The sequence below is a fragment of the Klebsiella sp. YJ genome (assembly GCF_002108615.1).
Lineage (GTDB): Bacteria > Pseudomonadota > Gammaproteobacteria > Enterobacterales > Enterobacteriaceae > Klebsiella > Klebsiella planticola.
Map to the genome: position 1 here is coordinate 15,955 of NZ_MTEG01000021.1, position 25,385 is coordinate 41,339.

The 25,385-nt window shown below is 57.9% G+C and carries 25 protein-coding genes; 14 read left to right on the forward strand and 11 right to left on the reverse strand.

Annotated features, from left to right (window positions below):
* Window positions 1-238: 238 nt before the first annotated feature.
* The 3 genes from BV390_RS20580 to BV390_RS20590 all read right to left on the reverse strand — a co-directional run bounded on the left by BV390_RS20580 (window position 239) and on the right by BV390_RS20590 (window position 2,291).
* The gene (locus BV390_RS20580) at window positions 239-715 is read right to left on the reverse strand and encodes an RrF2 family transcriptional regulator (protein ID WP_032686421.1); all 477 of its coding nucleotides are present in this window, start codon (window positions 713-715) and stop codon (window positions 239-241) included.
* A gap of 185 nt (window positions 716-900) precedes the next feature.
* The gene (locus BV390_RS20585; protein WP_032698991.1) at window positions 901-1,248 is read right to left on the reverse strand and encodes a DUF6404 family protein; all 348 of its coding nucleotides are present in this window, start codon (window positions 1,246-1,248) and stop codon (window positions 901-903) included.
* 131 nt (window positions 1,249-1,379) lie between these two features.
* Window positions 1,380-2,291, reverse strand: coding sequence for a LysR family transcriptional regulator (locus BV390_RS20590; protein WP_032691068.1), 912 nt, complete (start codon window positions 2,289-2,291; stop codon window positions 1,380-1,382).
* A gap of 112 nt (window positions 2,292-2,403) precedes the next feature.
* Between BV390_RS20590 and speB (BV390_RS20595) the strand changes: the two genes are divergently transcribed.
* The 8 genes from speB (BV390_RS20595) to BV390_RS20630 all read left to right on the forward strand — a co-directional run bounded on the left by speB (BV390_RS20595) (window position 2,404) and on the right by BV390_RS20630 (window position 10,217).
* Complete coding sequence (speB, locus tag BV390_RS20595) at window positions 2,404-3,354, forward strand: agmatinase (protein WP_032696815.1); 951 nt, start codon at window positions 2,404-2,406, stop codon at window positions 3,352-3,354.
* A gap of 12 nt (window positions 3,355-3,366) precedes the next feature.
* Window positions 3,367-4,227, forward strand: coding sequence for a sugar phosphate isomerase/epimerase family protein (locus BV390_RS20600; RefSeq protein WP_032691066.1), 861 nt, complete (start codon window positions 3,367-3,369; stop codon window positions 4,225-4,227).
* Entirely contained in the window at window positions 4,227-5,303 is a 1,077-nt protein-coding gene (locus BV390_RS20605; protein ID WP_015585910.1) for an isopenicillin N synthase family dioxygenase, read from the forward strand. Before BV390_RS20600 ends, BV390_RS20605 begins: the two co-directional genes overlap by 1 nt.
* Before the next feature lie 9 nt (window positions 5,304-5,312).
* Window positions 5,313-6,116: an ABC transporter substrate-binding protein gene (locus BV390_RS20610; protein ID WP_032696814.1), complete on the forward strand. Its 804-nt coding sequence runs from the start codon at window positions 5,313-5,315 to the stop codon at window positions 6,114-6,116.
* Window positions 6,117-6,149: 33 nt separating this feature from the next.
* Window positions 6,150-7,670: an amino acid ABC transporter permease/ATP-binding protein gene (locus tag BV390_RS20615; RefSeq protein ID WP_032691064.1), complete on the forward strand. Its 1,521-nt coding sequence runs from the start codon at window positions 6,150-6,152 to the stop codon at window positions 7,668-7,670.
* Window positions 7,671-8,399 (forward strand): class II aldolase/adducin family protein, encoded by a 729-nt coding sequence (locus tag BV390_RS20620; RefSeq protein ID WP_032691063.1) that lies wholly within the window; start codon window positions 7,671-7,673, stop codon window positions 8,397-8,399.
* 5 nt (window positions 8,400-8,404) lie between these two features.
* Window positions 8,405-9,337 carry a 2-hydroxyacid dehydrogenase gene (locus BV390_RS20625; protein ID WP_032696812.1) on the forward strand — a complete coding sequence of 311 codons (933 nt, stop codon included), beginning with the start codon at window positions 8,405-8,407 and terminating at the stop codon, window positions 9,335-9,337.
* 85 nt (window positions 9,338-9,422) lie between these two features.
* Window positions 9,423-10,217, forward strand: coding sequence for an SDR family NAD(P)-dependent oxidoreductase (locus BV390_RS20630; protein WP_032691061.1), 795 nt, complete (start codon window positions 9,423-9,425; stop codon window positions 10,215-10,217).
* 22 nt (window positions 10,218-10,239) lie between these two features.
* Here BV390_RS20630 and BV390_RS20635 read toward each other — a convergent pair whose 3' ends face one another.
* The 6 genes from BV390_RS20635 to speB (BV390_RS20660) all read right to left on the reverse strand — a co-directional run bounded on the left by BV390_RS20635 (window position 10,240) and on the right by speB (BV390_RS20660) (window position 14,745).
* Complete coding sequence (locus BV390_RS20635; protein WP_032691060.1) at window positions 10,240-10,566, reverse strand: MerR family transcriptional regulator; 327 nt, start codon at window positions 10,564-10,566, stop codon at window positions 10,240-10,242.
* Between the two features lie 50 nt (window positions 10,567-10,616).
* Window positions 10,617-11,072: a PTS sugar transporter subunit IIA gene (locus BV390_RS20640; RefSeq protein WP_046853542.1), complete on the reverse strand. Its 456-nt coding sequence runs from the start codon at window positions 11,070-11,072 to the stop codon at window positions 10,617-10,619.
* A complete protein-coding gene (locus BV390_RS20645; RefSeq protein WP_032691058.1) occupies window positions 11,069-12,433 on the reverse strand; it encodes a PTS galactitol transporter subunit IIC in 1,365 nt (454 codons plus the stop codon). The genes BV390_RS20640 and BV390_RS20645 overlap by 4 nt, the downstream gene beginning before the upstream one ends.
* A gap of 3 nt (window positions 12,434-12,436) precedes the next feature.
* Window positions 12,437-12,718 (reverse strand): PTS sugar transporter subunit IIB, encoded by a 282-nt coding sequence (locus tag BV390_RS20650; RefSeq protein WP_032696809.1) that lies wholly within the window; start codon window positions 12,716-12,718, stop codon window positions 12,437-12,439.
* 223 nt (window positions 12,719-12,941) lie between these two features.
* On the reverse strand, window positions 12,942-13,760 hold the full coding sequence (locus tag BV390_RS20655; protein WP_032691057.1) for an ABC transporter substrate-binding protein: 819 nt from the start codon (window positions 13,758-13,760) through the stop codon (window positions 12,942-12,944).
* A gap of 13 nt (window positions 13,761-13,773) precedes the next feature.
* Entirely contained in the window at window positions 13,774-14,745 is a 972-nt protein-coding gene (gene speB, locus BV390_RS20660) for an agmatinase (RefSeq protein WP_032696808.1), read from the reverse strand.
* 135 nt (window positions 14,746-14,880) lie between these two features.
* Here speB (BV390_RS20660) and BV390_RS20665 point away from each other — a divergent pair, with 135 nt between their 5' ends.
* On the forward strand, window positions 14,881-15,783 hold the full coding sequence (locus tag BV390_RS20665) for a LysR family transcriptional regulator (protein WP_032691055.1): 903 nt from the start codon (window positions 14,881-14,883) through the stop codon (window positions 15,781-15,783).
* Window positions 15,784-15,810: 27 nt separating this feature from the next.
* Here BV390_RS20665 and BV390_RS20670 read toward each other — a convergent pair whose 3' ends face one another.
* Window positions 15,811-16,563 (reverse strand): AraC family transcriptional regulator, encoded by a 753-nt coding sequence (locus BV390_RS20670; RefSeq protein WP_085397295.1) that lies wholly within the window; start codon window positions 16,561-16,563, stop codon window positions 15,811-15,813.
* Between the two features lie 214 nt (window positions 16,564-16,777).
* Between BV390_RS20670 and BV390_RS20675 the strand changes: the two genes are divergently transcribed.
* From BV390_RS20675 to BV390_RS20690, 4 genes are read left to right on the forward strand one after another with little or no spacing between them, the layout of a single operon-like run.
* The gene (locus tag BV390_RS20675) at window positions 16,778-18,877 is read left to right on the forward strand and encodes a TonB-dependent siderophore receptor (RefSeq protein ID WP_223849355.1); all 2,100 of its coding nucleotides are present in this window, start codon (window positions 16,778-16,780) and stop codon (window positions 18,875-18,877) included.
* A gap of 2 nt (window positions 18,878-18,879) precedes the next feature.
* Window positions 18,880-19,737 carry an iron-siderophore ABC transporter substrate-binding protein gene (locus tag BV390_RS20680; RefSeq protein ID WP_032696805.1) on the forward strand — a complete coding sequence of 286 codons (858 nt, stop codon included), beginning with the start codon at window positions 18,880-18,882 and terminating at the stop codon, window positions 19,735-19,737.
* Window positions 19,730-21,712 carry a Fe(3+)-hydroxamate ABC transporter permease FhuB gene (gene fhuB / locus BV390_RS20685; RefSeq protein ID WP_032691052.1) on the forward strand — a complete coding sequence of 661 codons (1,983 nt, stop codon included), beginning with the start codon at window positions 19,730-19,732 and terminating at the stop codon, window positions 21,710-21,712. Before BV390_RS20680 ends, fhuB begins: the two co-directional genes overlap by 8 nt.
* A gap of 33 nt (window positions 21,713-21,745) precedes the next feature.
* The gene (locus BV390_RS20690; protein ID WP_032696803.1) at window positions 21,746-23,338 is read left to right on the forward strand and encodes a cyclic peptide export ABC transporter; all 1,593 of its coding nucleotides are present in this window, start codon (window positions 21,746-21,748) and stop codon (window positions 23,336-23,338) included.
* 76 nt (window positions 23,339-23,414) lie between these two features.
* Here BV390_RS20690 and BV390_RS20695 read toward each other — a convergent pair whose 3' ends face one another.
* The gene (locus BV390_RS20695; RefSeq protein WP_032691050.1) at window positions 23,415-24,176 is read right to left on the reverse strand and encodes a transporter substrate-binding domain-containing protein; all 762 of its coding nucleotides are present in this window, start codon (window positions 24,174-24,176) and stop codon (window positions 23,415-23,417) included.
* A gap of 316 nt (window positions 24,177-24,492) precedes the next feature.
* Between BV390_RS20695 and BV390_RS20700 the strand changes: the two genes are divergently transcribed.
* Window positions 24,493-25,362, forward strand: coding sequence for a MurR/RpiR family transcriptional regulator (locus BV390_RS20700; protein WP_004866702.1), 870 nt, complete (start codon window positions 24,493-24,495; stop codon window positions 25,360-25,362).
* Window positions 25,363-25,385 lie beyond the last annotated feature (23 nt).

Here is a 25,385-nt window from a genome sequence, read left to right on the forward strand (position 1 = left end):
AAAACCGCCTTCTGGATGAAGGCGGTGACGGATGACAAACCGGTTTTGAACATTATGCCCACGAGTTGCCGGGTGGCGGCTGACGCCTGACCCGGCCTACAAAACCCGTACTATCAAGCGATGGCACAATCGCTGTAGGCCCGCGCAAGCGAAGCGCCGCCGGGCAATGTAATAAGCTCGCTCTTTGTCAGCAATCTACGCCTTCTGTGTGAAGGCATTTTTTGCGCGGACGGCAGGATTAATGCGCTTTTTTCAGGATATCCAGTTCTGGTAACAGCTCGCAGCCGCTGGTATCGCCTTTTTTGACCTTTTCCAGCGCGCTTGCCACGGTATGACGGGCCAGCACATCCAGGGAGGCCTGCTCTGCTTCGTCGGCGATAGACTTGAAGTACCAGCAGGCGTTGGCGCTGACCACACAGCGGGCCGGCACATCGGGCCGCGACGCCCACAGCTTTTTATCTTCGATCACTGATACGTAGATATCGCGCAAGGTGATGCTCTCCGCCGGGCGACCAAGATGGATGGAACCGTTGCGTCCCAGCGTGGAGACAATAATACCGTCACGGGTGAGCGGCACCATTAATTTGCGGATAAAGCTCGGATTGGCTTCCAGGCCATAGGCCAGAATCGCACTTGTCGAGCGTTGACCCAACTGCTCCGCCATCGCTACGCTGAGAACCATCTGCAAAGCTGTCGGGAAGCGATAATCTAACATTTTATCTTCCTGGGTTGCGGCGAATCTTATTCTTTTTGGCGCCGCAGAGGTGAATAAGCAATGAACAACAATATAACAAATACGGTCATTTTTTTGAAGCAATCTACGCGCCACCCGTGGCGTAAAAGACACTTTCCGCACCACGGATATCGCCATCCAGGGTATTTAACCCCCCACGTTCATCGCTAAAGACGATCCCAGTCCGGCAGGTTGTTGGCACGCTTACGCCAGACATGAAATAGCGCCATCAAAAAGCCGAATAAGCCCCCGGCGGTCACGCTGGCGAACAGCGCGCCAGAGACGCTATAGCCTTCACTTTGCCAGGTGCTAAACCACATCATAAGCCCCCACAGCGGGCCAAACCAGGCGGCGAAGAACAGCGTATTCAGCCAGAATGGAGCAAACGGCGGCGGCGGCATTTTGCCTCCGACTTTCCAGAAAAGACGCAGCAGCGGAGGCGCATAGTTGCTCCGCCACATCTTTTTCTCCTCCATTAGCGCAAGCGCTTTTTTCTTCTTCTGTTCAAATGCCATCGTTCCGCTCCTTCCTCTGGAGATAAATAAAGCCCGTTAAGAGTGGTCAATATTCAGCCACAGGCCCGGAAAAACAGCAATACTCAACATTTGCCGTGCTGCGCCCCGGGGGAGCCAGACTGCCACCGCCCTCAATAATTCCACTTCGGCCTGGCCACCGTATTCTTCTTCAGCAAATTGCGAAACTCTTTCAGATACGGCTCATTGCTGCGCCCGCGTTTGCAGATCGCCGAGAACGGCGACTGGAAGCCAAATTCGTTAGGCAGCAGCACCCTCAGCCGGTTCTCCTTGATCCACGGCCAGGCATAATGCTCAGGGAGATAGCCGATATATTTTCCTGAGAGAATCAGCAGCAGCTGCGCATCGACGGTTTCCACGGTGGCACTGCCTTTACTGAAACCGCGCCGCCGCAGGTCGCTGGTATTCCAGTAGCTGCGGGTCACCAGCGGACACTGGCTGATGTGGTCTTTATCAAGCTGACGGCTGAAAAACATCGGATGAAGATCGCTGCAGTACAGCCAGTGCTGCTCGCGATAGAGCGGCTCGCTGATAATGTTATGCACCTGGGAGTTATAGCTGCCGATCGCCAAATCGATATGGTTGTTCAGCACGCCGTTAAGCTGCTCCGCCGGAGTGCGGATAATCAGCTTGATATGCACATGGGGAAACTTATCGCTGAAGCTACGCAGGACCACCGGCAGCGACAGCGCGGTTTCGGTTTCAATCGAGTCCAGCGTTGAGATGCAAATCGTGCCGCTGTGCTCGCCTTTCAGCAGCGCCGACTGGCGCTCCAGCTCGTTCAGCTCGCTCAGCACCCGAATCGCCTGCTGTAAAAACTGCTGCCCTTTCTCAGTCAGGGCAAAACCGCCGCGCCCGCGCTGGCACAAGCTGAACCCCAGCTGCCCTTCCAGCTGAGACATCGCGTTACTGATCGCCGACACGGAAATCCCCAGCTCCTGCTGGGCCCTGCTATAGCTTTCCAGGCGCGCCACCGCCTCAAAAACCTGCAGCTGTCGAATATTGAGATTGCCGTCGTTGAGCATGTTTAGTTCACCAATAAATGAACTAAGTATTTACGGCAGACGATGTAAAGTCCAGCCCATCTTTCGCACTATCTCCCTGTCGAGTATTTGTGTGTCAGATTCAGGAGCTGAAATGGATAACGTCTTTCATCAACCGCAGGGTGGCAACGAGATGCCACGTTTTGGCGGCCGCGCAACGATGATGCGCCTGCCGTTTATCGAAGATTTACAGGGACTTGATGCGGCATTCGTCGGTATCCCGTTAGACATCGGTACCTCTCAGCGCTCCGGTACCCGCTACGGGCCGCGCTATATCCGCACCGAATCGGTGATGATTCGCCCCTATAACATGGCAACCGGCGCAGCGCCTTTTGAATCGCTGTCGGTGGCCGACATTGGCGACGTACCGATCAATACCTACAGCCTGCTCAAATCGGTGCAGATCATCGAGGATTACTACACCGGTTTAAATAGTTTCCCCCTCATCCCGCTGACTCTCGGGGGAGACCACACCATCACCCTGCCGATTCTGCGCGCCCTGAGCAAAAAACATGGCCCGGTTGGCCTGATTCATGTCGATGCGCATACCGACACCAACGACGAGATGTTCGGCGAGAAAATCGCCCACGGCACCACTTTCCGCCGCGCCGTTGAAGAGGGTCTGCTGGACCTCAAACGGGTGGTGCAGATTGGCCAGCGTGCCCAGGGTTACGCCGCCGGCGACTTTCAGTGGGGCGTTGACCAGGGCTTCCGTCTGGTACAGGCGGAACAGTGCTGGCACAAATCCCTCGCCCCGCTGATGGCTGAAGTCCGCCAGCAGATGGGCGATGGCCCGGTCTATCTCAGCTTCGACATCGACAGCCTCGATCCCATCTGGGCGCCCGGTACCGGCACGCCGGAAGTCGGCGGCCTGACATCGATTCAGGCGCTGGAAATCGTTCGCGGCTGCCGCGGTCTGAACCTGATTGGCTGCGATCTGGTCGAGGTCTCTCCACCCTACGACGTGAGCGGCAACACCTCCCAGCTGGCGGCAAACCTGCTGTACGAAATGCTCTGCGTCCTGCCAGGCGTGAAATACCCATAGAGGATTCGGCTCATGCAACTCACGGTTTTTCGTACGCTCTGGGGTGTCACCACCCCATGGCAGCAAACGGTCAACGAGCTGAAAAGCGTCGGCTGCGCTGGCATCGAAGCACGCGTACCGCTGACCCCGGAAGAGCAGCAGACGCTGGCCCGACGCCTGCAGGAATCGGCGCTGGAGTATATCGCTATCGTCTTCAGCGGCGGCGGCGTGATTCCGGCGCAGGCCGACACGCCGCAGCAGCATCTTGAACGTCTGAAAGGTCGTTTCGCTGACGCCAAAGCGCTGAACCCGCGCTTCGTTAATCTGCTGGCCGGCAACGACCGCTGGCCGCTGGCGCAGCAGGTGGATTTTCTCGGCCAGGCCCACGAGCTGGCGGCAGCGTATGAGCTGACCTGCAGCTTTGAAACCCATCGCGCCACCTCGCTGTATAGCCCGTGGCTGACTCTCGAGATTATCCAGCAACTGCCTCAGCTGCGGTTTACCGCCGATATCAGCCACTGGATTGTGGTGAGTGAACGGCTGCTGGATGACCCCTGCGATGATTTCAGCGCCTTTATCGACCGCGTGCACCACATTCAGGCCCGCGCCGGTTATGACCAGGGGCCGCAGGTGCCCCATCCGGCCGCGCCGGAATATCGGGCTGCGCTGCAGTTTCAGCAGCGCTTCTGGCAACAAATCTGGCGCTCGCAGCGCCGGCGTGGGTATCAGCACACCACGCTGACGCCCGAGTTTGGCCCCGACGGCTATCTGCATCACCTGCCGTTCACCAACGTCCCGGTGGCCGATCTGTGGTCGCTGAATGCATGGATGGCGAAACATGAACAACAGCATTTCGCCGAGTTTTTATCGCTAACCGAAAAGGATCTGTCGTAATGAGCGTCGCAAAAAGTTCTTTCACTGAGTTACCGACTATCGATATCAGCGATTTGGCCAGCGACAGTCTGGCAAAGCGCCAGGCCGTCGCCGACACCATCGGCAAAGCGGCGCGGGAAGTCGGCTTTTTCTACATCACCGGTCACGGTATCGCCCCTGAGCTGATCGCCGGCATCCGCGCGGCGGCAAAAGCGCTCTTCGCCCTGCCGATGGAGCAAAAGATGCAGTACTACATCGGCCACTCCCGCAGCCATAAAGGCTATGTCCCGGAAGGCGAAGAGATTTACGGCTCCGGCAAACCGGACCATAAAGAGGCGTTCGATATTGGCTTCCAGGCGGCGGACGACCATCCGTTTGTGCTGGCCGGCACGCCGCTGATTGGCGCCAACGAGTGGCCGGAACTCGCGGAATTTCAATCCCGGGTGCTGGCCTACTATGACGCGGTTTTCGCCCTTGGCCATCGCCTGTTTGACGCCTTTGCCCTCGCCCTTGGTCTGCCGGAAGGATATTTCAAGGCGATGGTGACCTGCCCGCCGTCGAAGCTGCGCCTGATTCACTACCCCTTTGATGCCAGCGCCGAGGATGTTCCCGGTATTGGTGCACACACCGATTACGAGTGCTTCACCCTGCTGCTCGCCGACCAGCCGGGTCTGGAAGTGTTGAACGAAGAAAGCGTCTGGATCGATGCGCCGCCGGCGAAGAGCGCCGCCGGAGAAGAGGCTTTCGTGATCAATATCGGCGACATGCTGGAAGTATTAAGCGCTGGCACATTTGTTGCTACAGCTCACCGTGTTCGCAAGGTGCCGCAGGAACGCTACTCCTTCCCGCTGTTTTTCGCCTGCGATTACCACACGCTGATCCGGCCGCTGCCCAATTTTTTAGCCGCCGGAGAAGCCAGCGACTACCAGGAATTAAGCATTGGCGAGCATATGTGGAGCCAGGCGCTGCAAACCTATCGCTACCTGCGTGAGAAAGTCACCCGCGGCGAACTGCAGCTTCCGGAGCGCGCCCGCGGCACCAACACCTTTGGTCACCTGAAGAAACAAGCACAGCAAAAAACCGTTAATAACCCGTGAGGATACATGATGAAAAAAACGCTTAAGTCGCTCTCGCGCCGTGTGGCTTTGGGCATCGCCGTCGCCGCTTGCTTTTCTCCGCTGACCCAGGCCGCAGAACTGCTGACCGATGGTGTCTTTAAAGTCGGTATGGAGGTCACCTATCCGCCTTTTGAATCCTATGACAGCAACAATAATATCGTTGGCCTCGATCCGGAGTTTGCCGCGCTGATTGCCGAACAGCTAAAAGCGAAGCCGCAGCTGATCGACACCAAATTCACCAGCCTGATTTTAGGCATCGGCAAGAAATACGACGCGGTGATCTCCGGCATGTACGTCACGCCGGAGCGCCTGAAACAGGCCGATGCGATCCCTTACGCCCTGTCCGGCGCGTCGATCATTGCCCTGAAGAGCAGCGCGATACAGCCCAAAACGGAAGACGAGCTCTGCGGCGTCAAGGTGGGCCTGCAGCAGGGCACCACCTGGGTCACCAGCCTGAAGAATCACTCCGACGAGTATTGCCTGAAGAACGGTAAACCGGCCATCAGCATCCAGGAGTTCCCGACCGCGCCGGAAGCTTCGCAGGCCCTGCTGTCGAAAAACATTAACGCGCAGTTAGAAATCGCTCCGGCGGCGCAAATCATTGTCGATAAAAGTCGTGGGCGGCTGGCTATCAGCTCCACGCGGCTGGTCTACCCGCTGCCTCTGGGGATTTACGTTGCGAAGGGAAATAGCGAACTGGTGACCGCTATTAAATCAACATTAACCACCTTAAAAGCCAACGGAAAATATGACGCCATTATCAAGAAATACAATTTAGAGCGCATCGATTAAATACAATAAAGCACACGAGCAACAGGAGTCGGTATGGAGTTCGATTGGGGATACTTTTTCTCATTATTTAGCGTTGGGGCATTCTGGCAGGCGTGTATCACCGTCATCGTCGTCAGCTCATTGTCCTGGTTTATTGGCCTGGTATTAGGATTTTTATTAGCCTGCGCGAAGCTCTCCGGCCCGCGCTGGCTAAAGGTTCCCGTCGAACTCTATATTTGGTTTTTCCGCAGCGTGCCGTTAATGGTGCTGCTGGTCTTTGTCTATAACCTGCCGCAGCTCTTCCCGGTCACCCAGCCGCTGCTCGGTATTCCGTTTATTGCCGGATTAGTATCGATGACCGTTACCGAAGCAGCCTATATGGCGGAAATCCATCGCGGCGGATTAATGTCGGTGGCGAAAGGACAAAGCGAAGCCGGTCACGCATTAAGTTTCAGCTTTATTGGTATTCAGCGCTTAATTATTATTCCGCAGGCGTTTCGTATTTCGTTACCTACCCTGATTAATGAATACATCACGATTATTAAGCTCAGTTCAATATTATCGGTTATTTCACTTCCGGAGCTGCTGCTCACCGGCCAGCGCCTGTATGCGCAAAACTTCCTCGTCATGGAGACGCTGCTGGCAGTCGCGGTCTACTACGTCATGGTGGTGACGGTCTTCACCTGGCTGTTCCGGGCGCTGGAAAATGTACTGGATATTCAGCAAAAGCGCCCGCAGACCTTCAATGACGCCGAGTGTGAAGCCCTGCGTCAGTCGCTGAAGGCGCCGCAGCATACGGCGAAGGCCGAACCCACCAGCGGCAATCCGCCGGCGCTCGATCTGCGCGCGATCGAGAAATCCTGGGGCCAGCATCAGGTCCTGAAAGGTATCGACCTGAAAGTCGAAAACGGGCAGGTCATCAGCATCATCGGGCCGTCGGGGTCCGGCAAAACCACCCTTATCCGCACCATTAACGCGCTGGAAAGCATCGATGCCGGGGAGATTGTGCTCTATGGCGAAGATTACCTTAAGGGGGCGGCTATCGTGGATAAACCGCAGATGCGCGCCGGCGTGCGGCGTATCGGCATGGTTTTCCAGAGTTTCAACCTGTTCCCTCACCGCACGGTGCTCGATAACGTCATGCTCGCCCCGCTGTATCACAAGCTGGTTGAACAGCGGGTGGCCAGAGAGCAGGCCCTCTATCTGCTGGATCGCGTCGGCCTGCTGGCCCATGCCGAAAAATATCCCTGGCAGCTCTCCGGCGGCCAGCAGCAGCGCGTCGCCATCGCCAGGGCGCTGGCTTTAAAACCGGACATCATGCTGTTTGACGAACCCACCTCAGCGCTGGACCCAGAACTGGTGGGGGAAGTGCTGAAGGTGATTCAGTCTCTTGCCCGTGAAGGGATGACGATGCTGATCGTCACCCATGAGATGGACTTCGCTTTATCCATCTCTGACCGGGTGGTGATGATGGAAAACGGCGTCGTGGCAAGCGATGTGCCTCCACAGCGCATCCGCAACGGCGCGGAAGATCCGACGCTGAGCCGCATACGTGAATTTATGGGAGTGCAATAAATGACGACTGAACGTGAACTACGCCAGGACCTGGCTGCCGCCTACCGTCTGGCGGCGCTGTTTGGCTGGGAAGATACGCTGTATACCCACTTTTCCGTCCGCCTGCCGGGCGACGGCGAACCGCGGTTTCTGATAAACCCATTTGGCATGATGTTCGATGAGGTGACGGCCAGTAATCTCATCGTCGTCGATATGCAGGGAAAGGTCGTGGAAGGCCACGCTCCGGCCAACTCAGCCGGTTTTACCATCCACAGCGCGGTGCATATGGCGCGGGAAGATGCGCATTGCGTCATCCATACCCATACGCTGCCGGGCATGGCGGTCGCCGCCTGCCAGCAGGGATTGTTACAGCTTAACCAGATCAGCACCGAGTTTTACCAGCGCGTCGGCTACCACCCGTATGAGGGCGTCGCCTTTGACCTCGACGAGCGCGAGCGAATCCAGCGTTCGCTCGGGAACAATATCGCCATGATTTTACAAAGCCACGGACTGCTGTCGGTCGGGCGTACCGTTGCCGATGCGTTTTACATCATGTACTACCTCAACCGCGCCTGCGAAATTCAAATGGCCAGCGCACAGCTCGCTCCGCTCAGCGCCATCCACACCATTCCTGCACACCTGAGCCAACACGCCTGCGAACAGCTGATGGGCGTGGAACATGAACGCCAGCTGGTCTGGCAGGCGTGGTTGCGCCGCCTGAACCGTCTCGACACTTCTTACAAAGACTAACGCCTATGCCAAACCTGACTATCGTTGTCGATTGCAATGACCAGAACTATGCCCGCGAGATTTGCGAGGCGCTGCAGCTGTTCCCGGAAGTGACCGCGGTCTTGCCCGAACATCCGGCGGCACGCACCGCGGAATATGCCAGCTGCTGGTTTCCCGATGCCAGCCTGCTGACGCGTTCGCCGGCGTTAAAATTAATCCAGGCCGCGTCGGCCGGGGTGGACCATCTTCCCGATAGCCTGTTCGCCAGCCCTGTTCCGCTCTGCCGGGTGGTGGATGAGGATTTCCGTCATGGGATGTTCGAGTACGCCCTGTGGGGCGTGCTGTGGTTTCAGCGCAATTTCGATCGCGCGCTGGCGCACCAGCGTCAGCGCGTCTGGAAGATTTACCCGCAGCGGGCCGCCGCCGATTTTCGCATTGGCGTGATGGGGCTTGGCGAAATCGGCGGCTACATCGCCACCCGCCTCGCCGGGCTGGGGTATCACGTTTCCGGCTGGGCGCGCAGTGAGAAGCAGCTCCCCGGCGTCCGGTGTTATCACGGCGACGCGCAGGCCGGTGAATTTTTTGCTGAGCTGGATGCGCTGATCAACGTGCTGCCGCTCACCGAACAGACCCGCGGTATTCTCGCCCGGCCGCTGCTCGACAGGCTTCCCGCAGGCGCGGTACTCATCAACTGCGGACGCGGCGAACATATGGTGAATCACGATATTCTGCAGGCGCTGGATAGCGGCCGGCTGGCGGGCGCGGTACTGGATGTCTTCCCCGTTGAGCCCCTGCCGCAGGATGACCCGCTGTGGCTGCATCCGCAGGTGGTCATCACCCCACATATGGCTTCGATCGCGCCGGCGGAGGTGGTTGCTCGCCAGCTGCTGGAAAACATTCACCGCCAGCAACGCGCGCTACCGCTGAACAATCTGGTGGATAAACAGCGGGGCTATTGACCCTTTGCGCAGGCGATCCCCCGACCTGCGCCCTCATCAGCTGCTACGCTTAATGGTCTGTCTGACAACACATAAGGCCGGAGTTATGAAGATTGATCTTTCGGGGAAAGTTGCGCTGGTGACCGCATCCACGGCCGGGATTGGCTTTGCTATCGCCAAAGGGCTGGCGGCCAGCGGCGCGGAGGTGGTGGTGAACGGGCGCAGCGAGCGTAGCGTCAACGAGGCCATCGCCCGCCTGCAAAATGAGGTGCCCGGCGCCAGGCCGCGCGCCGCCGTTGCCGACCTGAGCAGTGGCGAAGGGGTCGCTCAGCTCCTGCAAGCGGTAACCGGCGTCGATATTCTGGTTAATAACGCCGGGATTTATGGCCCGCTGGACTTCTACGACACTGACGATGCCATCTGGGAAAACTACTGGCAGACCAACGTTATGTCCGGCGTCCGGCTGTCGCGTGCGCTGCTGCCGGCGATGGTGCAAAAAGGCTGGGGGCGGGTGGTGTTTATCTCCTCGGAGTCGGCGCGCAACATTCCGCCGGACATGATCCACTACGGGGTGACCAAAACCGCTCAGCTGTCGCTGGCGCGTGGGCTGGCGAAATTCGTGGCCGGTAGCGGCGTGACGGTAAACAGCGTGTTGCCCGGCCCGACGATTTCCGATGGCTTTGCCGAAATGATGAAAGACGAAGTGGCGAAAACCGGTAAACCGCTGGACCAGCTCGCCAAAGAGTTTGTGATGACCCATCGCCCCAGCTCGGTTATCCAGCGGGCGGCATCGGTTGATGAAGTGGCCAATATGGTGGTGTACGTCTGCTCAACTCAGGCCTCCGCCACCTCCGGCGCGGCGCTGCGCGTCGATGGCGGCGTGGTAGATGATATTGTCTGACCGCTTAGCGCCCGCCCGCTGACTAGCGGCCGGGCTTTTTGGCCGGATCGTTAACCGACGTCATTTCGAACTGACTTTCAGGATCCATGGCGTTGACCGCCTTTTGCAGTTCCGCGAGGGCAAACTTGAGGGAAGCCACCTCCTCCCGTAGCGCCTGCATCTCCTGCTCTTGCGTGGTGCTGCGGCTGGTTTTTGGAAAGGCTTCAAATACATCCTCTTCAAGGAACATACGAACCTGGCGGTTATCAACATTCACCAGCTGATACTTCAGCCGGCCGCTGTTGATCGCGTTATAGATAGTCTTGCGACTGACCATCGCTAGCTCTATGACGTCGCTGATGCGTAACATCTTGCCCCTCTCCGCTTCCGGCCTCACCGTCTGGCGCCCATCATTTTATCTTACTGCGTGACGACGGCATCGGTGAACACTTTTGCAATCTCCTCTGGCGTCATTTTAACAATATCGTTAACGCGATCGCGATCGGCTAATAATGCGAATAAGGATTGAATAATTGCCACTTTTTCGCAAGTTTTATCAATGGCCATCATCACCACGATCTCCGGCACCACCGCCTCTTCCGGCTCATCGGTACGGTGAAACGCTACGCCGGCCCGATTGATACCGATAGCAAACCCGGTGTGGTTAACATGCTCAAACTCGGTATGCGGAATGGCAACGCTGTGGGTCTCCATAAAGATCCCCGTCGGGTAGACCTCCTCACGAGCGAGCACGCCGTCGGTGAAACTCGGTTTTACCAGGCCATCCGCCAGCAGACTTTGGGCAAGGCGGGTCAGTAAGGCCGTCCGACTCACGGCCTCGTTAAACGTCAGTACTCGCTGAGCGCTAAACATCATTTTCCTGCCTCCGTCGCCGTCTCTGTCGGCCGTTCATTTTCCTGTGCCAGTTTGCGGCGGTTCCACAACACCAGCGCGAGGGTACAGAGGGTCAGAATCCCGACGCCAATCTCTTTGAGGTGGAAACTCTGGATAATCGCCCATGGCAACATCGCCCCGGCATAATCCACGCTACTGATACTGGTGGTGCCCTGCGGCAGCGAGAAGCCGGTACTGACTGCGGTACTGGTGACAATCGGCGCCAGGTTGGTACCAATCAGCAGCGCCAGGCTCAGGGTTAACAGTCCGGTCAGCAGCGTGCGGAACATATCGCCGCGGCATACCGCCGTCACCAGAACAAAGGCGAAGGGTAAACCGGTTAATGACGCAAAAGGCAGGAACTGGTTGCCGGGAATGATTGCCGCGAGGACCAGCATCACCGGAATCATCAGCATCGAAACGGACAGCGTCACCGGATGGCCGACGCTGACGGCAGAGTCCAGACCAATGGCGATTTTACCAAACGATCCGGCCCGCGACTGAGCAATTTCCTGAATACGTTCGCTGATCGGATAGACCCCTTCCATCAGCATCTTCGCCATCCGTGGAATAATGGTCATCACCGCCGCCATGGTAATCGCCGTTTGCAAAATAGCCTTTACTTCAATTCCGGCAATAATGCCGAGCAGCGCGCCGATAATAGCCCCGAGAGAAGCCGGGTCGCCGAGAATAGATAATCTCCGCTGAATCACTTCAGTATCAATTTTAATATCACGCACCACCGGAATACGGTCGACAATAGCATTCACCAGCCATGCCGCCGGAACAAATGAGGCGGAAAAACCGTGTGGCACCGAAATAGACGGGAGATTTAAATATTTTTCGACATCGCCGCTGGTGCGGTCGGCAATCACCATCGTAATAATGCAGTTAATCCCGGCGGCAAATATCCCCAGCCACAGGCTATCGGTAATAATCGTCACCAGCGAGCCGGTAAACGCGTGATGCCACAGGTTCCAGATATCAACGTTCAACACCCGGGTGGTTTTGGTGTACAGCATCAGCACGTTAATCGCCACGCACACCGGAATCACCAGCGCTCCGACGCGTGTTCCCATCGCCACCGCCGCCGCTGCGGGCCAGCCCACATCCAGCACGTTCAGATTCAGACCGAAACGCTCTACCAGCGCGTGGCTGACGGGCGTCAGAGAATCGATCATCAGATTCACGGTAATGCTTAAGCCGATAAACCCGATCCCCACCATTAAGCCCGCTTTCAGGGCTTTACTGAGGGACAGTCGTAATAATAAACCGAGGAGCATAAATATCAGCGGCATCATTACCGACGCGCCTAACCCCACGATGTAATCAACAATAAACATGGCTTAACCCTCGGCGAGAATTAATTCTTTCACGCTGTTGAACACTTTATCGGTACCCATGCCGGTTAATAGCGGCAGAGCGTTAATGACCGGAACGGACAGCGCAACGGGCGACGTCGAGACGATAAAATCGACATCGTCACGGGTTTTGGCTTCCGCGACGGTACCTTGTGAAATACGAACCTTATCGAGGATATTTTCTTTTTTCAGGAAGTCCTGCAGTTTATTTAAAGCGACGGTGCTGGTGGCTACGCCAGCGCCGCAGCAAATCATCATGTGTTTCATATGAATTCCTCTCTGTTTTGGTGAGGGGAATTAAAACATGCGGAGGGGAGAGGAATTGTGATCAGTGTGTAATTTTACACACTGAATACACAAAGGATGGCAAAAACACACTAATCAATTGATAACTATGATAATTAAGTTTCATTCGAGAGATAATCAGCCATAAAACGTGACGTACATCTCATTAAATGGCTCGTTTATCGCAACATTTCCGCTTTTCATCTCAGGGCTGCGGCGCGTTATCGGTAATACCGTAGACGGCATATTTCTGCAGCAAAGCATGATATTCCCCGTTGTCACGCAGCGTTTTCAATGCCGAAGTCAGCTGTTGCGCCAGCGCCGTATTCCCTCTGCGAACGTAAATCCCCAGCGTTTGCGGATAAATCGTCTGCGGGGAACTCACCTTCAGGCGGCCTTTGCTACGCTGGGTAAACAGGCTGACCACGCCAGCGATATCTACCTGCGCCTGAATATTTCCGGAGAGCAGCGCCTGCAGCGTCTCCGGCGAGGTCGGGAACTCTTTTATCTCGATAGCCCCTTTGCCCTGCTGCTGGCATTCGCCCGCCGACAGCGCCTGCAGCTTTTTCACCCATGAGGTACCCTGCTGTAGTCCGACGGTGAGCCCACAGAGATCGTGTTCCGTTTGCGGCGCAACGGGACTGTCGCTGCGCACCATAATATAGGCCCCGGTGTTGGCGTACGGGATAGCATCCGCCTGACGGGTACGCTCCTCAGTGATATACAGCGCCGAGATCACCGCATCCTGACGCCCGCCGCTCAGGCCAAGGATCAGGCTGCTGAATTTCGTATCCACCAGCTGGAGCGTTAAGCCTGTTTTCTGGCTAAGCAGCGCCGCCAGTTCGGCATCGAAACCCACGATGGCGTCATCCTGCCAGGATTCAAATGGCGGGTAGGCCACCTCCATGGCTATTTTTATTTTTCCCGGCGAGAGAGTGGTATCGGCCGCCTGGGCCGCCGATGCCAGCCCCAACGCCAGTCCCAGCGAGGTCGCAAGATAACGTAATGAGAGAGATTTTTTCATCAGTTGGCTCCGGTTAAGCTGAAATGCGCCGATGATGAGCATCGGCAAGCTGGCAAAGCAGTTCGAACATCAGGGTCGCGCCGGTCAGGCTGGTGAGATTGCCCTGGTCAAACGGCGGCGACACCTCCACCAGGTCGGCACCAATCAGGTTCAACCCGGCAAGCTGGCGGAGACAATGCTGCGCCTGCAAGGTGGTCATACCGCCAATTTCCGGCGTTCCGGTGCCGGGGGCATAGACCGGATCCAGCACGTCGATATCAAAGCTGATGTAGGTGGACTGGTCGCCGACAATCTCCCGCGCCCGCTGCATCACCCGTTCGATGCCCTGCTCATTGACCTGCTCCATACGGATAATCGTGATGCCGTTTTCCTCCGCCCAGCGGTGTTCATCCGCGGAGAATAGCGCGCCGCGAATACCGATTTGCACCGTGCGTTTCGGGTCGAGAACCCCCTCTTCCACGGCGCGGCGAAACGGGGTGCCGTGGGTAAAGCGCTCACCGCCAAAATAGCTGTCGTTGGTGTCCGAATGGGCATCAAAATGGATCATGCCCAGCGGCTTATTCCGTCCCAGCGCCCGCAAAATCGGCAAGGTGGTGAGATGGTCGCCCCCCGCGGTTAACGGCATCACCTGCTGCCGATCAAGGGCGTGATACCAGGCTTCAATGCGCGCCAGGCTATCCTGCAGATCCACGGGATTAATCCGCACATCGCCCAGATCGCCTACCCGCGCATAATCGTAGGGAGAGCGGCGGGTCACCGGGTGAATCCGGCGCACCAGGCTGGAGGCATTACGCAGCTCGCGCGGCCCGTGGCGCGTGCCGGCACGGTTAGTGGTTCCACCATCCCACGGCACCCCCACCACGCTGATATCCAGTTCTGTGGCCTGCGGGGCAAAAGGAAGACGGAAAAAGGTCGGTAATCCGCTAAAGCGCGGAATTTCACCATCCTGCGGCTGCGGGAACTCATGTTCAGTTGCGGATGTCATTGCAGTTTCTCCATGGCTTATCGGGGCGATAAAGAGATACTGCGGAAGGTAGTACAGAGAAAAAATAGTCAAAGCCAAAAAATTAGTTTAGAAAAATAAAAACAAAACCCGGGACTTACAGTGGAGTATTCCCCTATGTCAGTGGGCAAATTTCCCAATCTGCGCCTGTTACACGTTTTTATCACCGTCGCCAAATATCAGGGCTACGCCAACGCCCAGCAGGAGCTTAACCTGACGGTTTCGGCCATCAGCAACTACATGAGTGAGCTCGAAGAGAAGCTGGGAATCATTCTGTGCCGCCGTGGCAGAGGCGGATTTTCGCTAACGGAAAAAGGGGAGACCGTCCTTCAGCAAAGCATCGATTTGCTGAATTCGCTGGAGGATTTCGAACGCAATACGGCCTCCCTGCGGGGTGAACAAACCGGGATCTTTAATCTTGGCGTCATCGATTCCACGATTACCGATCCGATGCTGCCCATGAGCGATATTATTGCGACCTTCAGCGAACGCTTCCCGCGGGTACAGATAAACCTGCAGGTCAGAAGTCCGAACGCGCTTTTACAGGGCGTATTGAATAACGAACTGGATCTCGCCGTCGGGACCTTCTCACTTCAGGCCAACAGCGTGATTTCTCATCCGCTCTATCGCGAGCAAAACTGGCTCTACTGCGGCGATAAGCACCCGCTCTTTACCGTTAAGCATCTGACGGAAGCGCTGATTTCGCCGATGCGGATGGTCACCCGCAGCTACTGGAGCAGCAGTGATTTGGGGCGTAAAGGCTTTAAGCAGAGCGAAGCCAGCGCCGAAAGTATGGAGGCCCAGCTGATGCTCATCTTGTCCGGCAAATATATCGGCTATCTGCCGGAGCACTATGCGCTGCCGTGGGTACAAGCGCAAAAGCTGCGCGCCCTGCTGCCGACAGAATATGGCTACCAGGCTCCCTTCTCACTGATTTTTCGTCGCGGACGCAGCAAAGAGACCTTAATTCGCGCGATGCGGGATACCATCCGCACTCGTGCAAAGGGGCGAAAAGGCTAAAGGCCGCAGGGCGGAAAAATCTGACGCTTACTCCCGGCCGCCGGTGGCCAGAATGTAGCGCTGCGGCGACACGCCAAGCTTTTTACGGAACATCGCGATAAACGCGCTGGCGCTAGCGTACCCCAGTTCATGAGCCAGTTTGCTCACCGTCACGCCGCGCGCGAGATTGCATACCGCCTCCAGCAGACGAATCTGCTGACGCCATTCTGAGAAACTGAGATGGGTCTCTTCGCGGAACAACCGCGCCAGCGTGCGCTCGCTGGCCCCCACTTTTTGCCCCCACCACGCCAGCGTGGCCGCATGGTCCAGCTCGCGGCAAAGAGTATCGCACACCTGGCGCACGCGCCGGTCGCTGGGGAGAATGACATGGCACAGCATGCTGGCAGGCAAGCGGGCCAGCTCGTCGCTCAACAACGCCAGAATCAGCGCCTGACGTTCCGTCGACACGGCCTCTTCCAGACCTGCTGCAATCAGGGTATGCAGTAGCGGGGTAGCGGCCAGTCCACGGCACTGGAGGCCAAACTGACGCGAGGCCTGAGGGGTTAAATAGAGATTTTGCGTCACGACGTGATCAATCGCCTGCAGGCCGTGCGACAAACCGCCGGGCAGCCAGATGGCACGACCGGGCGACAGCAGCCAGATATGCTGCGGAGTCACAATTTTTGCCACACCGCGCAGCGGGTAGATCAGTTGCCCTTGTTCATGCTGATGAACCGGCTCTTCGCTGCCGGGGGTATATTTCAGCTGGCGTAGCCCTTCAATAGCGTGCGGGATTGTCATCTTCACCTGCCCTTTGTCCGATTCTCACCATTTATCCGTACTGCTGCGTTTAGAGACAACTTTTGTCCGAATGGCGACATCCAGGTGACCAGTCGCGCCATTCTGCCATGGACAGGCTTCTCTTTTGAAGTTGAATAATTATCATTTCCATCCAATTCTAATAACAGTCGGAAATGCTATGAGACAGATTGGCAAGTTTCTCAGGGATAAACCGTTGAAAGTACTGGCATGTACGATCATCGCAGGATACAGCGGGCAAGCGTTCACTGCGGATAACGGGCAGGATAGCACAAAAGAACAGACGATAGTGGTTACCGCCGATGCCGGTGCACAGGGGCAGGATGACGAGAGCAACATCGTTGCGCACAGCGCGACGGCGGGCAGTAAATCCAGCCAGTTGATTAGCCGGACGTCGCAAAGTATTGCCGTCATCACCCAGGCGCAAATTGAGGCGCAGGCGGCAAAGACGATTCCGGAAGCACTACGCTACGTCTCCGGCGTCGCCTCGGAAAACGCCGGACCGGATACCCGTTTCGACACCATTATCGTGCGTGGATTCGAAGCCGACGAATATCTCGACGGCCTGCGTCTGCCGCGTGAAGCCTGGTGGAGCCGCCCGGCGTGGGATCCGTTCCTGCTCTCGCGTATAGAGGTAGTCAAAGGGCCGGCATCGGTGCTCTACGGGCAGGCCAATCCGGGTGGGATCGTCAATATGGTGAGCAAAACCCCGCAGGCTGACGCCGGCGGTCAGGTTTATGTCACCGCGGGCAATAACAACCTGTTTGGCACCGGTTTCGACATTACCGGCCCGCTGAACGCCGACAAAACGCTACTGGGCCGCGTCGCAGGGACCTTTTTCGATACGCAAACCCAGGTCGATCACACCCGCTACCAGCACTATGATATTGCCCCTTCGCTGACCTGGCAGCCGAACGAGCGAACCAGCCTGACCCTCCTTGCACAGCTGCGCAAAGACCCGGACAGCGGCTTCTACAACCAGATGCCGCTCTCAGGCACCCTGACCCATAACCCTAACGGGCAGATCTCCACCAGCTTCTACGGCGGACAGCCCGGTTTTGATAAGTACGAGCGTGAACAGGGCAGTATTGGCTATCAGTTCCGCCATGACTTTAACGATACGGTCATCTTCCGTCAGAACCTGCGCTATATCAGCAGTACAGGTAACTATCTGATGGTTTATCCGTGGGGCGAGCACGCCGACGCGCCGTTGATAGACCGCTATTCGATGAACCTGAAAGAGACCATGTCCAACTTTGCGGTGGACAACCAGGCGGAGTTTCACCTGCAAAGTGGCCCGATCGCTCACGTTCTGCTGGCGGGAATCGACCGGATGCACACTTCGGTACGCAGCCAGGCCGGCTACGGCGATGCCAGCCCGATCAACTATCTCGATCCGGACTACAGCACCCCGGTTGAAAAACCGGCCTTCACCAGCAATACCCACTCAACTCTGGATCAAACCGGGTTCTATTTACAGGATCAGCTGGAGTGGAATAACTGGAGCGTCAATCTCGCCGGGCGGTACGATGCGGCGAAAACGAAAAGCACCGATCTGCTTACCGATAGCCGCAGCGAACGTAACGATTACGCCACCACCGGCCGCGCCGGGCTGCTCTACCACTTCGACAACGGACTGGCGCCGTACATCAGCTATTCGACGTCGTTCGTGCCGAGCAGCAATACCGATTTCTACGGCCACGCCTTTAAGCCCACCGAAGGTAAACAGTCGGAGATTGGTCTGAAGTACGATCCGGTTGGCCTCGATGCGCTGTTTACCCTTGCGCTGTTTAACCTGCGTGAAACCAACGTCGCCACTCCGGACCCGGATCATGCCAACTTCAGCGTGCAAACCGGTGAGATCCGTTCTCGCGGCGTCGAACTGGACGGCAAAATCAACCTCACCCCGGCCTGGTCGGTACTGGCATCCTGGGCCTTCACCGACCCGAAAGTCACCAGCGCTAACGACGGCACGGAAGGCAAACATCCGGTGGGGATTTCCCGTCACAGCGCCAAGCTGTGGACCCAGTATGCGCTGAGCGGCCCGCTCGACGGTTTCTCGCTGGGCGGCGGCGTGCGTTATATCGGCAGCAGCTATGCCACCAGCGATAACAGCCTGAAAGTCCCGGCGGCGACGGTGTACGACGCGCGAATTGGCTACCAGTGGCGTGAATGGGGCGTGGCGCTTAACGCCGCCAACCTGACGGATAAAACCTATCTCGCCTCGTGTCAGGATAACGGCTGCGAATATGCGATGAAACGCCAGCTGATTGCCACCGTGAACTACAAGTGGTAGCCATGCTGTCACGACGCAGGTTGCTCACTGCTGCCCTGCTGGCCCCCGCTCTGTCGTGGGCCAGCAGTTCGCCTGTGCCACAGCGGCTGGCGGTACTGGACTGGGGGCTGACCGAAATGATCCTCGCTCTCGGCATTACGCCAGCGGGGGTTTCGGCGCCGGACTGGTATCGCAAACTGATCTCCGTTCCGACTCTGCCGGCAACGGTGCAGGATTTAGGCCTGTTGTTTCAACCTAATCTGGAAACGCTCTATGCGTTGAAACCGGACACAATTGTGATCACTCCCCAACACGCCCTGTTAAAACCGGCTCTGGCGCAGGTGGCCCCCCTCGTGACGCTGCCCGCCCACGGCCTCAGCGCCTTTATTAGCGCCACGCAACAGCTGGGTATCGTACTTAAACGTGAACCCCAGGCGGCCGCGCTGATCGCCGGTCTGTCCCAGCGCATTATCCGTGCCCGCGGCTATGCGCAGAAACTGCTTCAGCCGGTCTTGTTCGCTTCCCCGGTGGATGCGTTACACCTGCGGTTGTATACCGCCGGTAGTCTGCCGGGCGATGTACTGGCGGCCTGCGGGATGCGCAACGCCTGGCGTGCAAGCGGCGGCGCCGAAGGCAACGTCCTGGTGGAGCTCACCCGTATCGCCACCCTCGATGCCCGACCGATCCTGCTGGTCGCGGCGGATCAGCGTGAGGCGGTAGCGCACTGGCAGCAAAGCCGGCTGTGGCGAAGCCTGCCGCTGACCTCACGCTATCCACTCGCGCTGATTAAGCAGCCCATCAGCAACGCCGGCGCACTGATCACCGCCGGGCGTTTTGCCGATATTTTCAGCCAGCTGATGGCGGGGTGGCGCGATGCATGAGCCCTTTTCCCGTCATCTCTCCTGGGGCGTTATCGGCATGCTGTGGCTGGCTTCTCTGCTGCTGGCGGTCGGCGATGTGCGGCATCAGGGCGGGTTTGCCGCGCTGTTCGATGCCCACAACGTACAGCCGACGGCGATTATCCTGCACAGCATGTGGCTTCCACGACAGGGGATGGCCATCGTAGGCGGCGCGACGCTCGGGCTGTGCGGCTGGCTGATGCAACGCGCGCTGCGCAACCCGCTGGCGGAGCCGATCACCCTCGGGATGACTTCCGGCGCAACCCTGGCGATGGGCCTGGCGTCGCTGTGGCTACCGGCGCTGACCGGCGGAATGCGGATGGGGATGATTATCGGCGGCGAGCTGGTCGCACTGCTGCTGGTTCTGCTTCTGAGCTGGCGCCAGCGCCTCTCTCCGCTGGTGATGATTCAGGCGGGAATGATGATTAACCTGTGGTGCGGTGCGCTGACCATGCTGATCGCCATTATCAACGACCGTTTCCTGCTGACCGTGCTGATGTGGGGCGGCGGTTCGCTGGCGCAGGAGGACAGCCATCTGCTGCTGGCGCTGCTGCCGTGGCTGGCGCTGTGCGTCGGGCTACTGATGCTGCTATTTCGCCCGCTGGAACTGCTGCAGCTCCCGGAAACAATGGTGAATAGTCTTGGCGCTTCACCGCTGCGGATTCGTGCCGCCGCGGTGCTGCTGGCGCTGGTGATGAGCGCGCTTATCATCAATGCCGTCGGCGTCATCGGCTTCATTGGTCTTGCCGCACCGCATCTCGCCCGTTTTGGCGGCGCGCGCACCTCGCGCCAACTGGTGTTGCATAGCGCCCTGACCGGCTCAGGCCTGCTGTGGTTTACCGACCTTTGCGTTTCACGTGTTTCCCTGTTTAACGGCCAGCTGCTGCCGGTGGGGATGTTAACCGCTCTGACCGGCGGACCGCTGCTGATCCTGCTGGCACGCTTCGCCCGTCAGCAGAGTCTGGATACCGCCCCGCCGCCGCAGATGTCGTCCCACACCAGCCGTTGGATTCCCTGGGCGGCAGTGCTCGCCCTCGCGGTATCCGTGGCTATCTCGCTGTTTTTCGGCCACGGTCTGACCCACTGGCACTGGGCGCATTCGGCTGAGCTGGCTCATCTGCTGCCTTTACGGCTGCCGCGTCTGCTGGCGGCCATTAGCGCCGGCGCGTTGCTGGCTGGCGCGGGGGTACTGATGCAGCGGGTTAGCGGCAATCCGCTCGCCAGTCCTGAAGTGCTGGGTATCGGCGGCGGCGCGGCGATGGGGGTGACCGTGTATATTTTGCTGTTTCCCACCCACGGCAGCACTTTTTTGCTGTTCAGCAGCCTCTGCGGCGCGCTTATCAGCCTGCTGCTGACGATGTGGAACAGCCGCCGCAGCGCCTTTAATCCGCAGCGGGTGTTACTCAATGGCGTCGCCCTCAATGCCCTGTGCCAGGCGGCGGTGAGCATGGTCATGCTCAATAACCTTGCTGCCAGCTCGGTGCTGCTGCCGCTGATGACCGGCAGTACCTATTACATCAGCGCCCCTCTGGCGCAGTGGCTGTTTATTGCCACCCTGATTTTGCTGACCCTGACGTCGCTGTTCCGCCGCTGGCTGGTGCTGCTGCCGCTCGGCGGGGTTGCCGGTTCTCTGGGGCTTTCCCTGCCCCGCGCCCGTTTCGGGGTACTGACGCTGGCGGCGCTGATGACCGGGCTCGCCACGCTGCTGGTTGGCCCGGTGTCGTTTATTGGCCTGCTCGGGCCGCATCTGGCGCGTAAAACCGGTGTCAAAGGCGCGCTGGCGCAGCTCTACACCGCCGCGCTGCTCTCCGCCTGCATTATGACCCTCGCCGACTGGCTGGGACGCAACGCGCTCTATCCGCGCCAGCTTCCGGTCGGACTGGTGGCCTCGCTTATTGGCGTCCCGCTGCTGGTCTGGCCGTTGATTCGCGCAAAGGGCCAGCGTGGGGCTGAATAACAGATAAAAAGCCATGAAAAAAAGGAATGCCGCATGTCGGTTTTGTTGATTTTATTTCGTATGGTCGGCGGCTGGCTGCTGCTGGCGGTTGTCGCCGGGTTAATCAGCGGGTTTAGCAATGCGTCGCTGCTGGCTATGATTAACCACAGTCTGACGCTGCCGCAGGAGAAAAGCGCTCTCGCTCCGGGAATACAGTTTGCGCTGCTGGCGTTGCTGATGCTGGCGACCCGGATTGTCTCGCAGACCACGTTTATGTTTCTCGGGCAGAAAGTAAAGGCGCACCTGCGCGGCGAGCTCACCCGCCACGTCAGCGAGACCCGCTGGCTGTCGCTGGAACGTGCCGGGATGGCGAAAACGGTGTCAGTGCTGACTCAGGATCTCGACACCCTGGTGGTATTTTTTGTCAGCCTGCCAAACCTGTTTATCTACGGCGCGGTCATTATCGGCTGCCTGATTTACCTCGCCACCCTCTCCGCCAGCGTTCTCGCACTGGCGCTGGTGGCGATAGCCCTCGGCACTCTGGGCTATCGCGCCGCCCACGGCCGGGCGATCGGCCTGCTGCGCCGGTCGCGACAGCGGGAAGACACCTTGATTCAACAGTGCAAAAAACTGTTCGACGGCGGACGCGAATACCGGCTTAATGCCGCTCGCCGCCAGCGATTTGTGTATGGCGAGCTGGCGGACAACATTGAAGCCGTCCGCCGGGAACGGACCCGCGGGTATGTCCTCTACGGGCTGGCCACCAGCTGGGGAAGTATTCTGTTTTTTGCCTTTATCGGCCTGGTGCTGTTCGGCCTGCGGGACTCCCTGACGCTGGATCCGGCAGCCATCACCGGCTACGTCATGATCTTTCTCTACATGATTGTGCCGGTCGAAGGCGTGCTGTCATCGCTGCCAACGATTGCCAGCGCCCGGGTGGCGCTCCAGCGGGTGCAGCACCTGCGTGACCATCTGCCCCCGGAACAGCCGCAGCGCCCGCTGCCTGCGGTGCCCTTCCGCTCCCTGACGCTGCAAGAGGTTCGCTATCAGTACCAGGGAGAAGATGGCGAACGCTTTACCCTCGGGCCGCTGAATCTGCAGTTTACGCCCGGGGAACTGGTGTTTGTGGTCGGCGGTAACGGCAGCGGCAAAACCACGCTCGCCAATCTGCTGGTCGGCCTTTATCCTCCGGATAGCGGGGCCATTTTACTGAACGGCAGCAAGATTGCCGCCGACCAGCAGGCAGGCTATCGCCAGCTGTTCTCTGTGGTTTTCAGCGATTTTTTTCTTTTTGACGACGTGGCGTTTATCCATGAGCGGACGCCCGCGCAGGTGGCGCATTTGCTGCATCTGCTAAAGCTCAGTCATAAAGTACGTTTCCAGAACGGCCGTTTTTCGACGACCGCCCTCTCGCAGGGACAGCGCAAGCGGCTGGCGCTGCTGCAGGCCTGGCTGGAGGCGCGCCCGTTGTATCTGTTTGATGAGTGGGCCGCCGATCAGGACCCGGAGTTTAAGGCCGTGTTTTACCTGGAGCTGTTGCCAATGCTCAAAGCCGAAGGCCGGACCATCGTCGCGATCACCCACGACGACCGCTACTTTTACCTGGCGGATCGGATTATCAAGCTGGAGTTTGGGCAGGTTGTGTAGTCCGCGCGTGCTCCGCGCAGGGGCGCGATTTCGCGGAGATATCTTTACCCGTCGGTAAGGTTATCTCCGCCGGCACCTATTCGTGAATCTTCCATTTTTGTTTGAGGATATTTTTATCCTGACTGTCCAGCCAGTGGTTCACCTTCTCCAGCAGCGGCTGATTATCTTTGTTCATCATATAGACTTTAAAACTGGCGGTGCCCGGGAAGGGTTTATCCGTCGCGACGCAGAAGACACCGGGCTCTTTGTTCTCGTAATAGACGCCTTCAATCAGGTCGGTGACCATCATATCGGCGGTTTTCTGGCGTAACGCCTCGAGGTTATCGACGTTATTTTTGACTCTGATAATCTGCGCATGTTTGAGATGAGCATCGACGTAGCTCTGGTTGGTGCCGCCCGGGTTAACAATCACTTTCACATTGGGGCGGTCAATCTTTTCCAGGCTACCGAGCGCCGGGGCGGCCATGCAGTTCGCCAGGGCGATTTTGCCGTTGGCCACCACCGGATGGCTGAGGGCGAAATCTTTTGCCCGTTCCGGGGTTTCAGTGACACCGCCCATCGCAATATCAAACTTATCGGCCTTCAGATCGCCGGAAAGCGTCGGCCAACTGGTCAGCACAAAGGTGACCTTAAGCCCCAGCTTCTGCCCCAGATCCTTTGCCATATCCACGTCGTAACCGCGCAGTTCGCCCGCTTCGTTGTGGAACGCCAGCGGAGCATAGTCGCCCGGAACGCCCACTTTCAACTCACCGCTTTGTTGAATCGCCTGCAGATCCCGCGCCTGGCTACCGCAGGCAATACTCGCGAGTACGAAGGTCAGACAGACCTTTAAGTTCATACCATCATCCTTATCAATACGTGGGTTTTGTGAAGGTTTTGCACGATTCCAGCGCGCTTTATTTTCTGCTCATTTGTTGCACAGATTACAACATTGTTAATCGTATGTTTTATTTTTGTGATGCACAACCAGGAAACGTTGCACTTTCTTTGTGCATATTCTGGCGAAAATATACGCTCTTTGTTCGCCTGCCTCGCGCATTTTCCCAGTGATACCGCAAAAAACGGTTTTCCGGAACAGATGGCATGCATCGTGCTTTGTTAGTTGAGTAACACAATGCGGGTTCATGAGAGAGAAATCTCATTGAGAGGCGGGTATGAACGATAACTCCAGGCTGTTTCGTACGATCGAGTCGATATTTAGCCAGCTGACGCCAAGTGAAAAACGCATCGGCAGCTGGCTACTGAGCCATCGGGAACATATTCCCTATGAAACGGCCGATAGCATTGCGCTGGCGACCGGCACCAGCGGGATCACCGTCGGCCGCTGCCTGCGTAAGCTCGGCTATCGTAACCTCGACGACGTCAAAAACGGTCTGAAAGATCATACCCCGGCGCCCTATAAACACTGGGGCGTCATCGACCGCCTCGACTCCTGGGCGCAGCAGCAAACCCAGCCCGATCGCGCCAGCCTGTCGCTGCAGATGGAGCTGGATGCGATCCGCTATGTTTATCAGCTGGCGCAGGAAGAGACCTTCGCCCGAGTCAGCACGCGGATCGCCCAGGCCGATACGGTGATTGTGCTCGGGATCCAGTCCACGCGAGGCATCGCCAACAGCTTTTTTAGCCATCTCGAATACCTGCGCCCGCGCGTGACCTATGCCGACGGCAGCTCCGGTAGCTGGCTGGAGTCGCTGAACTCCGAATACGCACACCCTTACATCATCCTGACGGATACCCGCGCCTACTCCAGCACCGCCCGCCAGTTCTGTCGGGTTGCCGCCGAGCGGCGCATTGCCACCGCGCTGGTCACCGATATCTGGTGTCCGTGGGCCCGCGACTATCCGGTCGATCTGCTGCAGGTCAAAACCGATACCGGTCATTTTTGGGATTCCCTCGCCCCAATCAGCTGTCTTTTCAACCTGCTGCTCTCCGCGGTCGTCGAGCAACTCGGCCCGACGCTGTCGCGCCGGCTGGCCGAAAACCGGGCGCTGCAGCAGGAGTTTGGTCAATTTGAACGTGAATAAGCGCCTGCTCGTCAGGCTCCAGG

What these genes read in the sequence shown, in the direction of transcription:
- BV390_RS20680 (WP_032696805.1), top strand. Translation starts at nt 18,880, where the DNA reads ATGCTGTCACGACGCAGGTTGCTCACTGCTGCCCTGCTGGCCCCCGCT.
- speB (WP_032696815.1), top strand. Translation starts at nt 2,404, where the DNA reads ATGGATAACGTCTTTCATCAACCGCAGGGTGGCAACGAGATGCCACGT.
- BV390_RS20655 (WP_032691057.1), bottom strand. Translation starts at nt 13,760, where the DNA reads ATGAAAAAATCTCTCTCATTACGTTATCTTGCGACCTCGCTGGGACTG.
- BV390_RS20700 (WP_004866702.1), top strand. Translation starts at nt 24,493, where the DNA reads ATGAACGATAACTCCAGGCTGTTTCGTACGATCGAGTCGATATTTAGC.
- speB (WP_032696808.1), bottom strand. Translation starts at nt 14,745, where the DNA reads ATGACATCCGCAACTGAACATGAGTTCCCGCAGCCGCAGGATGGTGAA.
- BV390_RS20645 (WP_032691058.1), bottom strand. Translation starts at nt 12,433, where the DNA reads ATGTTTATTGTTGATTACATCGTGGGGTTAGGCGCGTCGGTAATGATG.
- BV390_RS20650 (WP_032696809.1), bottom strand. Translation starts at nt 12,718, where the DNA reads ATGAAACACATGATGATTTGCTGCGGCGCTGGCGTAGCCACCAGCACC.
- fhuB (WP_032691052.1), top strand. Translation starts at nt 19,730, where the DNA reads ATGCATGAGCCCTTTTCCCGTCATCTCTCCTGGGGCGTTATCGGCATG.
- BV390_RS20600 (WP_032691066.1), top strand. Translation starts at nt 3,367, where the DNA reads ATGCAACTCACGGTTTTTCGTACGCTCTGGGGTGTCACCACCCCATGG.
- BV390_RS20605 (WP_015585910.1), top strand. Translation starts at nt 4,227, where the DNA reads ATGAGCGTCGCAAAAAGTTCTTTCACTGAGTTACCGACTATCGATATC.
- BV390_RS20630 (WP_032691061.1), top strand. Translation starts at nt 9,423, where the DNA reads ATGAAGATTGATCTTTCGGGGAAAGTTGCGCTGGTGACCGCATCCACG.
- BV390_RS20580 (WP_032686421.1), bottom strand. Translation starts at nt 715, where the DNA reads ATGTTAGATTATCGCTTCCCGACAGCTTTGCAGATGGTTCTCAGCGTA.
- BV390_RS20585 (WP_032698991.1), bottom strand. Translation starts at nt 1,248, where the DNA reads ATGGCATTTGAACAGAAGAAGAAAAAAGCGCTTGCGCTAATGGAGGAG.
- BV390_RS20665 (WP_032691055.1), top strand. Translation starts at nt 14,881, where the DNA reads ATGTCAGTGGGCAAATTTCCCAATCTGCGCCTGTTACACGTTTTTATC.
- BV390_RS20620 (WP_032691063.1), top strand. Translation starts at nt 7,671, where the DNA reads ATGACGACTGAACGTGAACTACGCCAGGACCTGGCTGCCGCCTACCGT.
- BV390_RS20690 (WP_032696803.1), top strand. Translation starts at nt 21,746, where the DNA reads ATGTCGGTTTTGTTGATTTTATTTCGTATGGTCGGCGGCTGGCTGCTG.
- BV390_RS20635 (WP_032691060.1), bottom strand. Translation starts at nt 10,566, where the DNA reads ATGTTACGCATCAGCGACGTCATAGAGCTAGCGATGGTCAGTCGCAAG.
- BV390_RS20625 (WP_032696812.1), top strand. Translation starts at nt 8,405, where the DNA reads ATGCCAAACCTGACTATCGTTGTCGATTGCAATGACCAGAACTATGCC.
- BV390_RS20610 (WP_032696814.1), top strand. Translation starts at nt 5,313, where the DNA reads ATGAAAAAAACGCTTAAGTCGCTCTCGCGCCGTGTGGCTTTGGGCATC.
- BV390_RS20695 (WP_032691050.1), bottom strand. Translation starts at nt 24,176, where the DNA reads ATGAACTTAAAGGTCTGTCTGACCTTCGTACTCGCGAGTATTGCCTGC.
- BV390_RS20670 (WP_085397295.1), bottom strand. Translation starts at nt 16,563, where the DNA reads ATGACAATCCCGCACGCTATTGAAGGGCTACGCCAGCTGAAATATACC.
- BV390_RS20590 (WP_032691068.1), bottom strand. Translation starts at nt 2,291, where the DNA reads ATGCTCAACGACGGCAATCTCAATATTCGACAGCTGCAGGTTTTTGAG.
- BV390_RS20640 (WP_046853542.1), bottom strand. Translation starts at nt 11,072, where the DNA reads ATGATGTTTAGCGCTCAGCGAGTACTGACGTTTAACGAGGCCGTGAGT.
- BV390_RS20615 (WP_032691064.1), top strand. Translation starts at nt 6,150, where the DNA reads ATGGAGTTCGATTGGGGATACTTTTTCTCATTATTTAGCGTTGGGGCA.